A 12,913-nucleotide genomic window follows, 5' to 3' on the forward strand; every position below is an offset into this window, starting at 1 on the left:
CGTTGACCCTTTTCAGCCATGGAACAGCTCTGCTGTGGAAAAGGAAGCGCCCAGCTCTGCTGGTGCGCGACTGGTGGCGTTGGAAAAGGGGATTACGTGCCGTTGTGTCTTTGTAGCCGATTGTGCGCTGAATAACGTACAAGCAGTTGTAAAATTCGCCAACCCCCCAAATTACTAATAGGGGGGGTAAATTGACAAATAAACCGACAGGCAACCCCTCCTCAACGCCTGGGGGAGTAGCCTTTAAGCCACATTTGTATAAAGGGGCAAAATTGTAATATCTGCCCTTTTTATTAAAATAATGTAATAAAAGTCCTAAAGGAGTTGATATGAAGTATAAGTATCTAACTCTGTTACCTCATGGGACGAACGGTAGAACGTATGACTCAAGTTATGCGTTTTTATTTTGTCGTTTTGATGAGATGACAGATGAAGTAGAGCAAGCCCAAACATATCTAGTTAAAGCAGACAAATTACCGCCAAAATTAGAAATAATGGATATTGTTGTACCTGAAAAAGTTTATCAGGAGGGAGGTGGCGATTGGGTGATGTCATTTAAACCTGATGATAATAACCAACGTATTGAACGTTTAGATTATTGGAATGATATTGCCGAACGATTAAGATATGTCAGAGAATTACGCTAGTTTAAATTTTGATCAGATGACTGGTTGTGATTTAGTACAATTTCGTATTCATTATCACTTGACGCAGAGCCAAATGGCTTCATTTTTGATGATTTCAAGGCGTACTTATGGGCGTATGGAAATGAGTGAGGATAGCTTGATGACAGTTTTAAATGCTGATCAACGATATGTTTTGAAAACCTATGTCGGTAGTCAGGGTTTGTCACTTTGGTTGGATTATCTTGGTATGTCATTTAAAATGCGAACGCCTGAAACGTTAATCAAGCTATTTTTTGATAATCGCCTTGACCTATTTGTTAAGCGTGACAGTGGACGATACGGTTACAATGTCGCTTATTCATTTGGTGGATTATCTTACATTACGATTTACGGTAAACGTGATAGTCCTGAAAGTTTTATCGATTTTTCGGGTAGTGGTATTCGCTTAATGGAAATGTTGTTGATAGGGCAGGGGTTAGTTTGGTCTCACTTTATCAATATTGCCCTGGCAAATGGTGGTAAGGCAACACGTATGGATTTTGCGTTTAATGATATGTCACGTATGTTTGAAATTCCAGAATTATATCAAAAGCTCATGGCAGATGAGTATACGCAGAAATTTAAGAGTGATCCACAATATTATGCGGACGGTAAAAATGGTGGTTCAACGATTTATTTTGGTTCACGTTCATCAGAAGTCTTTTTTAGATTTTATGAAAAAGATAAAGAGCAAGCGAAAAAACACTTTGTTGAGCCAGAAGCCATTCCCGTTAAAAACCGTTATGAAGTTGAGTTGAAACAAAAACGTGCGCAAACTATGGCGGAGCATGTAGCCAACGGTCAAGATGTTGCTGGTGAGTTGTTAGCCTATTTGCGTGATTATTTACAATTTTATAATCAGCCCGTTGTTGGTTTAGATAAAAAGGAAATTGCTAAATTAGATCAATGGCAACCCTGGGTAGTATTTTTAGAACAAGCCAGTATCGTTGATTTTCAAGCAGAGCCTAAAGAGGTGTCAATGGATCGTTCATTATCTTGGTTTATTAATCAGGTAGCACCGACTTTAAAAGGGCTGATTGAGTATTATGGTCAGGAAAAAATTGATGAAATTCTTGATGATACGGAATTGAGTCAACGTCAAAAGAAATTGTTATTAGTTGCTGAAAAGGTCAACCTACCTTTTTAAAAGTTAAAAATTGGAGGACACACAGATGTCAGAACAAGGAACACAATTCAAAAAATCACTTAGCGCGACTGCAACCGAAGTCGCTAATTTTAAGGCATTGTCAAAAATCGAAGACGGTAATTTGTATGCTGCTGTTAACAAGGCTAAGGAAATCATGGAAAATGATCCAAAGTGGAGTGATTTAATCGGTGATGACTTAGCGAGTTTACGTCGTAACTTGGCTGTGTTGAACAAACAATACAAGTCATTGCCAAAGGTGGCGGACAACGTCATCAATTTAGCCGAAGAAATTACGCAAAAAGTAGATCGGTTTGGGGGTATGTAAAATTTGTGTTTGATAAGTTAAAGTCAATCAAAAAGGGTTATGTCAAGTCTCGTGATAAGCCAGACCAATCATTGCCTTATGCCAAAGTCCAAAAACGGGGCAAATGGATTAGGCGTTTTGTTAAAATTGCCCTGGTGTTAGTTGGTTTGAGTGGTGCAATTGCTTTTATTAAAGCTAGTAATGTGAGCCAGACTAATCATAAGCTCATTGCTAAGATGAAAACGTATGATGACCAGCTAGAAAAGGCTAGTATGGGACAAAGTGTTTATTCACCTAGTCTTAATCGTTATGCGCAAGGTTTTTTTCAAACCTATTTCACGCAGTCAGATAATGATGATGATAAGCAAAAACGTTTGAAAGCCTTAAAAAAGTATTTTGCCACTAATATCAGTAGCACAATTTATGATAATCAGGACTCGCAAAAAGAAACGTATGTGGGATCCAGATTATTAAATACGTTTACCAAAAATGACGTGAAGATTGCACAGTATCAAGTTGGCTATACGGTTGGCAACGATAAAAATACAATTATTCGCGTTTTTAATTTGCCTTTTGCTCAAAAAGCAGGGCAGTATACTGTTTTGGCGTTACCTTATGCTACGACCGAACAAGATATTGTCGGACATGTTGGCAAGATTGATCAAGATGATACCAATAATGCCACGTTGGCAAGCAGTGATAAAGTTCAAGCCTTTGTCAAAGCCTTTAGTGAAAAGTATGTGAGTTCAAAAGCTAGTGATATGTCCTTAATCATGAAAGAGCCAGAGGGACTAGAGGGACAATACGCTGTTAAGAGTATTGATCAAGTCAACGTTTCAGGTTCTAAGGACAACATGAACATTAAGTATCTTTTGACACTAACAGACACCGAGACAAAGCTTGAACATTCAGAACAGATTACCTTGACCGTTTCGCCAAAGGGATCAACCTATTATGTGGTTAAGATGATCCATACACAAGGCGGTCTATTAAATTAAGAGGAGGTTATGATGAAAGCAATCGTAACAAATTTTATGTTTCAAATTCCCACGGGATCCATTAGCTTTACGGGTCTTCAATCAGAAGTAGCTGGTTGGGTATCAGCGTTTATTGCAATAGGTATTATGTATTTAGTTGTCAGACACTTTATAAAAGGGTCAATTGGACAAATAATAGTCAGCCTTGCTGTTGGTGGTTTGGTCTACTTCGTTGTTAAAAGTCCAGATACTGTCCTTAATTCTATTGGTGGTATCTTTAAAAATATATTTGGTTAATATGGCAGAAGTTTATAACTATCAAAAGGCGTTGAAACAAGATATTGTCATTCGCAAAATTTCAGATGAATATAGCTTACCTGTTGGGATTAGTTTGAAACCAGCCATTATATTTTTTGCTTCAGTCGTTGTTATTTATCTTATTTTTCACGTGCCATTGCAAGCTTTTTATCATGCTAACTCTGACTTAGGTAAATTAGTTTATGTGGGCGCATATATTGCCATGCCTGTTGGGATTGTCTCTTTATCAAACAGAGTTAAGCCTGACGGCTTAGGATTAGTGCAGTATGCTATTTCAATCGTGACATTTGGAATGAAAAGAATACTTAAGCGAACGGTTTATTATCATGATCGTGTCTTGCCAACTGGTTATTTTGAAACTAGTCACATGGCAGAAACGCCAATTATTGTTGAAAAATCTAAAAGTCATGATTGACGTAAAAAATCAGAAAGGATAAGCGCAAAAATTGGCGCTTTTTATTTACAAAAAATTATGGAAAATTCAAAAACATACAAGTTGTACAAATCAGGTAAGTTGTGGGTAATCGGAGCTGTTGCAGTAGCTGGAGTAGCTGTGAGTGCTAATACCACACAAGTCAATGCTGACGAAGTTTCAAACACGGACGCACAAGCCATGAAAACGACTGATACAGTACAAGATGATAAGCAAGCGCAATTGACTGCTTCATCAACTGATCAGACTAAAACTGATGATACGGCTAAGGCTGATAACGTTTCATTAACGGCTGAAAAAAGCACTGTACCAACAACTGATACTAGTACAGCACAATCAATACAAGCCACTTCTACTGTATTGCCACAAGTAAAAGCAGTCGCCTTAACGTCTAGTGTTGATCCAGTGGCAAGTGCGACATCATCAAGTGATGATTTTGGCGATAATGATGATAGTAATTTGCCAGGTGGCGACACAGGTTCAAGCTCATCATCAGATAATGGTGGATCGAGTTCATCAGATGATAATAGTGGTACTGATACGCCAACACCAACACCAGGTGATGATGACGATAATGGTTCAACATTGCCAGATGATAATGGTGGAACGAGTTCATCATCAGACAATGGTGGATCGAGTTCATCAAGTGATAATGGGGGTTCATCATCAGGTAACGTTGGATCAAGTTCATCATCAGACAATGGAGGTTCAAATTCATCAAGTGATCAAGGTGGCTCATCATCAAATAATGGTGGGACAGATAATTCAAACGCTGGTGGATCGAGTTCATCAAGCGATAACAACACAGTACCTTTGACACCGACAACACCTGATAAGAATGATAATGGTGAAACTAAGCATGTGAAACCAGTTGAAGTCACACCCGATAGCTCTGGTAATGTTGTTTCAGTCCCAAAACAAGTCGCTAGTGTGCCTAGTGTTGCCCGAGCTGTTGAATCCTATAATCAAGCGTTAACAGCTAATGATAAGGACGCTAACAATGACAAGGTTGTTGACGCTAAGCAAAAGCTAGATGACGCTGTTGCCAAAGCCTTACCAGAAACACATGCAACACAAGCAAAATCATCAATTGGCATTTTAAGTGCTGTTTCAGGCATTTTGGTAATGGTAGGCGCATTGATATTCAAGCGTTTTAAAAATTGATGAGTTCGCACCTAAAGGGGGTGTTTTTTTAATGATTAAGTTTAGTGAAATTAAAATATTTGTTGGCGCTGTGAATGTACCGTCTCTTGGTCAATGGTTTACCTTGCCTGTGTCACCTAGTCGGGTAACACAAGTTTTAACCGAAAAGGGCGCGATCGGAGCGGGAACTAGTAACGAAGAAATCATGATCAGTGATTATGAAGCACCATTTAAAATAGATCCTTATGAGTCGATTGTTAAGCTAAATAACATGGTTGAGAGTGCCAAAAGAGCGGTTGAAAATGGTGTTGATGAGCAAACTTTAGCTGATTTATATGATCAAGGGTTAGTTTTACTTGATAATCAGATTGACAGCCAAGTTGAAAATTTAACAATTATCAAAGCAGAAGATGAAGATGACTTAGCCAACGAAGTGATCTCAAGGCGTGGTGGTGTTGGTCAGCTATCGAATGAGGACATCAATTATTATTTTGATTTCAAAAAATACGGACATGATCTGATTTTGGGTGGTGATTTCACGAAGCTACCTCATGGCGATTATGTAGAGTTGTAGTGTTAGTTGCAGAATTTAAAGCGATTTATAATGCTTATCTCTATGATCTTAATGTCACTGATATTAAGTGGACGTATCTCAAAACTACCCTTGAATTGCGCTATTTCGATGAGAATGGCTTAATTCAAATCAGGTGGCGCATTAAGAATGGTTTTGTGTTGGAAGATACAAAAAAAGTGATTGTTTATTAGTAATCATCTACAAAGCCTAGACTTTGTAGGTACATAACAAATAAAAAATAAGGAGACATCAATGAAACTAGCAGTACCATTTAAAGCCGTTAAAGATAATATTTTATTAACCCAGGACAATGAAGCCTGGGCATATTTCAACATTGAAGCACTAAGTATTTCAGATAATGATGATGAGGGCATTGCGAAACGACAAACACAATTGAGTCTGTTATTTGATCGGCTCGCTGATTTTGAAGATTTTGAATTACGTCTTTATAATCGTGATTTGGATTTGGTCAATCGTTATAAAGAATTGCAACCCTCTTTAGCAACCGATATGGGTGAGACACCTGTTCAAATGATTGTAGATGAAATTAGTGCAATCACTGCTACTGGTGTGTCACAGACAATTGAACGTTTTGTTTTGGGTATCAAATTACATAATCAAAATTCTGGTAAAGTGATTAAACAAGCCACTAATGCTATGAATAACTTTGTAGATGAGTTGGCTGGTTGGTTTAATTATGAAAAGCCATTTGACGAAAAACTGTTTGATGATTTTAGAGCTAGTGAAAAACAGGCTTATGAAAAAGTTGGCTATTTGGATCATACCAGGCGTTTGACCACTGATGAATTAGTTCATTTAATGCGTAATAACTTTATCCAGGGACAGCTCCATGATTTTAGAAAAGTCGGACAAGAACGTGATATTTTCAAATTAAGTGATACTGTGATTGATGACGGGGCAGTGAGTGGCTACGTTAAATTGGTTAATGATGATAATGTGCGTTATGTTGCCAAATTAGTGTTATCGACAACGCCAGAAAACATCACTGGTTTTCATTTATTTCGTTTGGTACAAAATATGAGTTATCCAATCGACATCAATTTGAAAGCCCATTATTATAAGTCAGAGGGTATTTATGGCTTAGCAACTCGTGCTAGTCAATCGCTAAAGACTGCTAGTAATAATGTTGAAGAACGCTATCAGGCAGAGGGATTTTCTTCTAGTAAAGATGATAAAACGATTGAAATTGCGGAAGTGCTAAACGATCATATTTCAGAAAAGAAAAACTTCTTTTCCACCTTAGTCACGTTTACGGTATCAGCGGAAGATATTGAAACCCTACATGATCGTGTTGCTAATTTAATAGAATCATTTAGGAGTATTGACGTGAATATTGTGAAACCAATCGGTGAACAAAAACGTCTTTTCTATTACGATTTAATGGGTTCTGATGTGTCCCAAAACCGCTATTGGGTGCAATTATTGACCAGTGAGGGCATAGGTGAGTTGTTGTTTGCCGTCAATCAACAAGTTGGTAGTAACATTGGCTTTTATATTGGACGTGGTGCGCCAAAAACAGTTGCCAATAGTACCCAGGACGCATTAGACAGTTCAAAGCGCTTGGTCTTTTTTAATCCGTTGATTACCAACGAAATTTTAGACGGATCCACCAGCACCACCAGCCCTAATATTATGATTACGGGTAAAACAGGTAGAGGAAAGTCTTACCTCACTAAAATCATTTTGAAAATCATTCAACTTTCAAATGCTAAAGCAATCTATTTTGATCCTAAGCAGGAAATGCGTAAATGGTATTCAGCGGTATTAAACGATCAGACTTTTAAGGTAGATTATCCAGATGAATATACATTATTGAATAATGTGCGTTTTGTGACGCTTGATGTTTCTGATAAAACAAATTATGGTGTTTTGGATCCCTTTATTGTGATTGATGTGCGGCATACAATGGGACAAACACAGTCAGGTGAAGAAAGCTTAAAGGCTACGGTACAAGAAATTTTTAAACAAATTTATCGTGATTATGGTTCCTTAATTGCCGAAACAGAATTAGATCTTGCCATTAATAAAATTATTCAAAAGCGACAATCTGGTGAAACGGTTGGTATGTTAGATGTCATTGAAGAATTAGCCCAAAATGAAGATGAAGACGTGAAATATTTAGCTAAGTTTTTATCAGGTAAGGTTACTCGTAGCTCATTATCTCTAGTCTTTTCACATGGTGAAAGTGAGGGCTTGAAGTTAAACAATCGGATTACCATTCTTGAAACAGCCGGATTGACATTGCCACAACATGACAAAGCCAAACAGGATTACACCGAATTTGAGGTAGCAAGTATGATTGTGATGACGGTGTTAGGGGTCTTTAGTCGGACGTTTGCGACACGGGATTATGATGAAAAAACGGTTGAAATATTTGATGAAGCATGGACGTTTACAACGTCTGATATTGGTAGTCGTATTTTTAATGAAATGGCACGTATTGGACGTTCTGCCAATAACTTGTTAATTCCCGTGACACAATCAGTTCATGATGTTAAAAGTGATAATTTTGGTGTTTTATTTGCCTTTGATGAGGATAAGGAACAGCCAGATATTTTACAACATATTGGTTTGCCAGTTAATGATGACAACATCAAAGAATTAGGTAATATGGTCATGGGACAGTGTTTCATGAAAGATATTTATGGACGAGTTGAAAAAATAACGGTTGATGAGCCATTGGTTGCTATGCAACGTGCCTATCAGACGGTTAAAGCTGGTGACACGGCACAAGCCGAAAAAGCTTATCGCTAATATGTTAAAATAGAACAGTCGATAGTTAAGTTAAGTGGTGGCTATTCTTTCAACAGAAAAGAGGTGGTGCTTATGGTGTAAAACCTATAAACACGAACTCTAGGAAAGGAAAAGCCTGGTGTCTGTTTCAGACGCTTTACAGCTCATGTTTATGTTTGGCACTTTTATAGTTGCCTTACTAGCATTGGTTGTTGAGTTGATTAAAAGTCAACAAAAAAAATAACCACTCAACTTTGCACGGTTGTGGTTATTAAACACTAATATGTGAATAGTCACTGCTTAGCAGGCTATTGATGTTAAAGGGAGTAGTTCGAGCTACTTCCTTTTTCTATACACAATTATAACATGATGATTGAAATGATGAAAGGAAAACACATGCAAATCAAATTTTGTCGGAAGCTGATGATTTTGGCTTCTTTTTTGTTTGTTTTAGGCTTTGCACAAACGCAAGTGTCCGCAGATGATAGCAGTAGTTCAAGTAGTACGTTAGTTAATCAAGATACGCTTAATGCAATTGATGACGCTTCAAAACAAGCTGATAAAGCGGTAGATGAGGTTACACGTGACGCAGAAAAAAAGTCAGGCGATACTAGTACCACTGATACCTCATTTAAAGCCAGTGACGCACAAAATATCAATAAGTTGAATGACTCACTGTTTTCATGGCAACCCTATTCAGAAAAAATTGGTGTGACGGACTTAGCCAATAATACGGGTATGGGCTTAGCTAAGTTTTTTTGGTATTTGAATACTTTGATTTATCAAATCAATGATGAGTTATTAAGTGCTTTATCAAATGACGGTAATTTATCAGAAGCCTTTACACAAGCCCAGAACGCTGTTTCAGGTAAAGTAAAATCTATTTTTGATCAAGGTAAGTTGTTGTTTGGTGGATTAGCTATTATTGTCTTAGCAATTACGGGGTTCATGCACTTTGCTAGTGGTCGTACGTCATCAGCGGTTCGAATGGTGGTTAATTTTGTTGGTATTTTATTAGTCGCAACGCTTTGGTATGGCAATGGTAATGAGTTATTTAATCAAATCAATGAAGCCAGTGATGCCGGACAGGCGCAAGTCTTAAAGGTCATTGGTAATAGTAATGATAATGTTAAACCAGGGGACACGTTAAGAGTGGGGTATTTTGAGAGATCAATTGAACGCCCTTATTTCCTGATGAATTATGGTAAGGCAATTGCTGATGGTGTTATAAAAAAAGGTCAAAATCCTTATCAGTTTATTTCAACTAATGAAAAAAGAGATGATGATAAGGTTCAGACACAGGTAACAAAATTAAAACAAGTCTTCCCTACATTAGGTAAAAACAATTCCTTTAATAAAGCGGGTATGAGCTTAGTAGCAATCGTGGTATCAGTTGTGAATGCTATTCCTTATGGCGCAGTGGCTTTGTTTAATATCTTTGTTATGGTCATTGAATTGGCTTTGTATCTCTTGTCTCCGTTTGTTTTGGTTATGGCGTTATTCCCACAATTTGCCCGTAACGGTTATAAAATTGTTGGCGCAACAATTATGTGGGGTATTGCTAAAATTGGGGCTGGTTTCTTAATTGTTTTGGTCGGGGCTTTACAGGCGTTCACTGATAGTTTTATCCCAGCGATTAATTTCGGCTCATACGCAGTTAACGCATTCCTATTCTTTTTCTTAGTCTTTATCGTCTATAAGTATCGTGGTAAGCTATTTGAATTTGTTGGGGTTAGTTACTCACGAATTGAGGGACAAATGCCACAAGCCATGCGCTTATCTAATCTACGTGAAAAGGGGAAGAGTATTAAGCAGTCTAGCGTTGGTCAAAAAATAAGTCAAATGGGACCAATGCAACGTATGTCACAAAGGCGTGATGTACGTGATGAGATGAAAAACAAACAGGCAGATGAAAAACGACAACAAAATCTTTCTCGTGTTCGTGATCAGTTGTTAGGCAAAGAGCAGGCAAAAACACAAAAATTGTCAGATAAAAATAAGAAACCATTGACGGTTGATGAATTTAAAAAGCCAATGGATTCTAAAAAGTCTGATGATCCAAAACAGTCAGCGGTTGAAAAAGACGGTGTTCATTTACCAAAATCAAACTTTGAAGCTAAACAACCTAATAGTCGTGTCAATAATCCAAAAAGTAAGGATAATGGTTCAGATAGTCAACAGGAAGTAGCTAAAAAGCGTGAAGCGATTAAGCGTCAATTATATGGTGATCCAGTGACACAACCACAACCTAAGACACTTAATAAAGTACCTGATAATCATAATAACTTTGAGCAATCAAAGACACCAAAACGTCAAGAAATCGCTAATGATCAGAAAAAAACAGTTAATCGTGACAAAATAGCTCGTGAATTATTAGCCGAACGTGATAAGCAAAAGGAACAAAAACAAAAGTTACGTGATGAAAAAGGCAGTCAGTTAAAAAATAAATTTGGAAAGGATAACTCGTGAAAAAAATGAGCTTAATAATCGCTACAATCGTTGTGGCAGTAGTAACTACGGCGTTTTTACGGTATAATAATAAGTATCATGATACACCGAATGGTCAATTAAAAACGGCGTTTCATCAAACCCTGGGTAAGCATAAAACCGTGATCGTTTTTCATAAAAAGGGGTGTTCAACCTGTGAGAAGTTGACGGGTGATGCCAATAAATTACAAAAAATGCGTGATCAAAATAATCAGGCAACCATTGTCGTTGATTACATGAATTTAGTGACACGACAATATTTTGAACAGTATCATGTTCAAGTGGCACCAACTGTCTTAGTGGTACAAAAAGGGGCAGTCATCAAACGAATTGTGAAGCCAACACATGAACAAATGGCACAAATTGCGAGAGAATAAATCAATTGATTGGAGAGATATGAATAAAAAATCAGCGTTGACATTGGGATCTATTGGGGGCGTGTTAGTCATTTTGATTATCATCATTGCCTTTGTAATGACGGGACAACACAAAACTAACTCACAATCTCGTAGTTCAAAATTACCAAAAATCAATCAAGCTAAAGTGATGAAACGTATTGATTACGAAATATTTTCAATGAATAATGATGGTCGTTATACAGAAAATGTTGATAATGAAGATAATACTACTTTTATAGACGGCGAAAAATTTGGTAATAGGCAAGCGTCTGTAACAGATATGGTTTATTCTAGTGCTCTTAAAAAGGACATTCCTAGTGACGGAGCAGGAAGTTATAGCACTTTTTTCAAGGAACATGAAATAGAAAATTTGACAACAAAGTGGGAAAAAGACGGCAATTCATTTGTTGCTAAAGGCTACTTTGTTGTCAAAGATACGGATAAAAAATATCCATTCGCCTTTGAGTTCAACGCTGATTATATGATCCTACAAGAGTGGTATGGAAGGAATATTAAAATTTAAAAATGACAAACACTAGAATTAAAGTGTTAAGTGCTATTGGGTTCTTCCTGATTGGCGCTTTTTTTTATACACAATTTCAGAAATCACAAATCAAACAAGCGACTGCCACCGTTACCAAATTGTCAGTGACACAAACCTTGATCAACAATAGTGGCACGATCACAAAAGTGATTGCTAATGATAATCAATTGCCAGATAATAGCCAATCAAAAGCCACTGTTAATGCTTTGTTTAATGCAGGCTATGTGTCAGACAAACAGGTGTTATCAGAAGTGGCAAATGATAAGGTCAGGCAATTTGTTAAACAATTTCTAGGGCAATTAGAGAGTGATCCAGCACAAGCAAAAAAGTGGCATGTATCAGATAATCAATTGCAATTTAGCCAGCAAAAAGATGGCATATTATTTTTTGGTGCCTTAACGGCAACAAATGGTAGTCGCACAGTTAATTATCAATTATCAGGACAATTGAATGTCAAGGGTAATGAGGTCACCTCATTGACTTTAGGCAATCTTACTAGAGGGGATCAATAATGACACGAAAGGAGCAAATTTACTATTATATCCTCGTTCTTTTTTTAGTTTTGGTCGGTTTACGGTTTGGTCAATTGATGTGGCAACAACAACAAACCTTATCACATTTGCAAAAACAAGCTAAGCAGTTAAAACATAAACAAGCCATTGCTAAAACTAGCCAGCCAAAAGTGAAGCAGGTGGTTGCTAAAAGTACCATTACGAAAGCTAGTGAGACTAGTCAACAGTTCTTCAATCTTGCTTATAATTGGTCATCTGGATCTGATTATAAAAAACGTATCACGAAAATTAAGCAAGCTAACTTAGTCACCAGCCAAGTTTTAGCCAATGACTACTTATTTCCAGAGGTTGGTGGCACGGCTGATTACATTGATAATAATGGCTTGAAATCTAGTGTGGTGCAAGTGGGATACTATCCAAAGACAACTAATGATGATCAAACTAGTGGTGTCGTTGGTGTGGCTGTGAATGCGAAACATGACAGTGATGTTGGCAATGGTGAAACACGTTACTACTATTTCAATATTGACTATCAAACCAGTGATAATCAAATTACTAGTCTTGATTATGTTGGGCGGTTAGCTGTTAATCAAAGCACTGATTTTAATACTTTTAATCCTTATGAGTAATCATTAAGGATTTTTTTGTTAGTCAAAA

Annotated in this window: 16 protein-coding genes; all 16 read left to right on the top strand. The window is 37.2% G+C overall.

Going from position 1 to position 12,913, the window contains the following annotated elements; translation table 11 throughout:
- The first annotated feature begins 329 nt into the window (after positions 1-329).
- The 16 genes from FGL72_RS09470 to FGL72_RS09545 all read left to right on the top strand — a co-directional run bounded on the left by FGL72_RS09470 (position 330) and on the right by FGL72_RS09545 (position 12,885).
- Positions 330-647 (top strand): hypothetical protein, encoded by a 318-nt coding sequence (locus tag FGL72_RS09470; RefSeq protein WP_135400511.1) that lies wholly within the window; start codon positions 330-332, stop codon positions 645-647.
- A complete protein-coding gene (locus tag FGL72_RS09475) occupies positions 628-1,812 on the top strand; it encodes a replication initiation factor domain-containing protein (RefSeq protein WP_186727995.1) in 1,185 nt (394 codons plus the stop codon). The genes FGL72_RS09470 and FGL72_RS09475 overlap by 20 nt, the downstream gene beginning before the upstream one ends.
- 25 nt (positions 1,813-1,837) lie before the next feature.
- Positions 1,838-2,137, top strand: a complete 300-nt coding sequence (locus tag FGL72_RS09480; RefSeq protein WP_024047521.1) for a hypothetical protein — start codon at positions 1,838-1,840, stop codon at positions 2,135-2,137.
- 5 nt (positions 2,138-2,142) lie between these two features.
- Complete coding sequence (locus tag FGL72_RS09485; protein ID WP_031559789.1) at positions 2,143-3,114, top strand: conjugal transfer protein; 972 nt, start codon at positions 2,143-2,145, stop codon at positions 3,112-3,114.
- A gap of 12 nt (positions 3,115-3,126) precedes the next feature.
- On the top strand, positions 3,127-3,390 hold the full coding sequence (locus FGL72_RS09490; RefSeq protein WP_146993023.1) for a TcpD family membrane protein: 264 nt from the start codon (positions 3,127-3,129) through the stop codon (positions 3,388-3,390).
- A gap of 1 nt (position 3,391) precedes the next feature.
- Entirely contained in the window at positions 3,392-3,826 is a 435-nt protein-coding gene (locus FGL72_RS09495) for a TcpE family conjugal transfer membrane protein (RefSeq protein WP_180384668.1), read from the top strand.
- Between the two features lie 57 nt (positions 3,827-3,883).
- Positions 3,884-5,008, top strand: coding sequence for a serine-rich aggregation substance UasX (gene uasX / locus FGL72_RS09500; protein WP_135400513.1), 1,125 nt, complete (start codon positions 3,884-3,886; stop codon positions 5,006-5,008).
- A gap of 31 nt (positions 5,009-5,039) precedes the next feature.
- On the top strand, positions 5,040-5,561 hold the full coding sequence (locus FGL72_RS09505) for an antirestriction protein ArdA (RefSeq protein WP_084035177.1): 522 nt from the start codon (positions 5,040-5,042) through the stop codon (positions 5,559-5,561).
- Positions 5,561-5,752 (top strand): hypothetical protein, encoded by a 192-nt coding sequence (locus FGL72_RS09510; protein WP_002816182.1) that lies wholly within the window; start codon positions 5,561-5,563, stop codon positions 5,750-5,752. The genes FGL72_RS09505 and FGL72_RS09510 overlap by 1 nt, the downstream gene beginning before the upstream one ends.
- Positions 5,753-5,813: 61 nt before the next feature.
- Complete coding sequence (locus tag FGL72_RS09515; RefSeq protein ID WP_146992982.1) at positions 5,814-8,336, top strand: ATP-binding protein; 2,523 nt, start codon at positions 5,814-5,816, stop codon at positions 8,334-8,336.
- A 118-nt stretch (positions 8,337-8,454) separates the two neighbouring features.
- Positions 8,455-8,559: a putative holin-like toxin gene (locus FGL72_RS09520; protein ID WP_004903361.1), complete on the top strand. Its 105-nt coding sequence runs from the start codon at positions 8,455-8,457 to the stop codon at positions 8,557-8,559.
- A gap of 152 nt (positions 8,560-8,711) precedes the next feature.
- Entirely contained in the window at positions 8,712-10,784 is a 2,073-nt protein-coding gene (locus FGL72_RS09525; protein WP_146992985.1) for a CD3337/EF1877 family mobilome membrane protein, read from the top strand.
- Positions 10,781-11,179: a thioredoxin family protein gene (locus FGL72_RS09530; protein ID WP_146992987.1), complete on the top strand. Its 399-nt coding sequence runs from the start codon at positions 10,781-10,783 to the stop codon at positions 11,177-11,179. The genes FGL72_RS09525 and FGL72_RS09530 overlap by 4 nt, the downstream gene beginning before the upstream one ends.
- Before the next feature lie 19 nt (positions 11,180-11,198).
- Positions 11,199-11,723, top strand: a complete 525-nt coding sequence (locus tag FGL72_RS09535; RefSeq protein WP_146992990.1) for a hypothetical protein — start codon at positions 11,199-11,201, stop codon at positions 11,721-11,723.
- A 2-nt stretch (positions 11,724-11,725) separates the two neighbouring features.
- Positions 11,726-12,256, top strand: a complete 531-nt coding sequence (locus tag FGL72_RS09540) for a hypothetical protein (RefSeq protein WP_146992992.1) — start codon at positions 11,726-11,728, stop codon at positions 12,254-12,256.
- A complete protein-coding gene (locus FGL72_RS09545) occupies positions 12,256-12,885 on the top strand; it encodes a hypothetical protein (RefSeq protein WP_146992995.1) in 630 nt (209 codons plus the stop codon). The genes FGL72_RS09540 and FGL72_RS09545 overlap by 1 nt, the downstream gene beginning before the upstream one ends.
- The last annotated feature ends 28 nt before the right edge of the window (positions 12,886-12,913 follow it).

The organism is Leuconostoc citreum, assembly GCF_007954785.1.
Classification (GTDB): Bacteria; Bacillota; Bacilli; order Lactobacillales; family Lactobacillaceae; genus Leuconostoc; species Leuconostoc citreum.

Coding starts and splice junctions, on each gene's coding strand:
- FGL72_RS09470 (WP_135400511.1), top strand. CDS start 330: ATGAAGTATAAGTATCTAACTCTGTTACCTCATGGGACGAACGGTAGA.
- FGL72_RS09475 (WP_186727995.1), top strand. CDS start 628: ATGTCAGAGAATTACGCTAGTTTAAATTTTGATCAGATGACTGGTTGT.
- FGL72_RS09480 (WP_024047521.1), top strand. CDS start 1,838: ATGTCAGAACAAGGAACACAATTCAAAAAATCACTTAGCGCGACTGCA.
- FGL72_RS09490 (WP_146993023.1), top strand. CDS start 3,127: ATGAAAGCAATCGTAACAAATTTTATGTTTCAAATTCCCACGGGATCC.
- FGL72_RS09495 (WP_180384668.1), top strand. CDS start 3,392: ATGGCAGAAGTTTATAACTATCAAAAGGCGTTGAAACAAGATATTGTC.
- uasX (WP_135400513.1), top strand. CDS start 3,884: ATGGAAAATTCAAAAACATACAAGTTGTACAAATCAGGTAAGTTGTGG.
- FGL72_RS09505 (WP_084035177.1), top strand. CDS start 5,040: ATGATTAAGTTTAGTGAAATTAAAATATTTGTTGGCGCTGTGAATGTA.
- FGL72_RS09515 (WP_146992982.1), top strand. CDS start 5,814: ATGAAACTAGCAGTACCATTTAAAGCCGTTAAAGATAATATTTTATTA.
- FGL72_RS09525 (WP_146992985.1), top strand. CDS start 8,712: ATGCAAATCAAATTTTGTCGGAAGCTGATGATTTTGGCTTCTTTTTTG.
- FGL72_RS09535 (WP_146992990.1), top strand. CDS start 11,199: ATGAATAAAAAATCAGCGTTGACATTGGGATCTATTGGGGGCGTGTTA.
- FGL72_RS09540 (WP_146992992.1), top strand. CDS start 11,726: ATGACAAACACTAGAATTAAAGTGTTAAGTGCTATTGGGTTCTTCCTG.
- FGL72_RS09545 (WP_146992995.1), top strand. CDS start 12,256: ATGACACGAAAGGAGCAAATTTACTATTATATCCTCGTTCTTTTTTTA.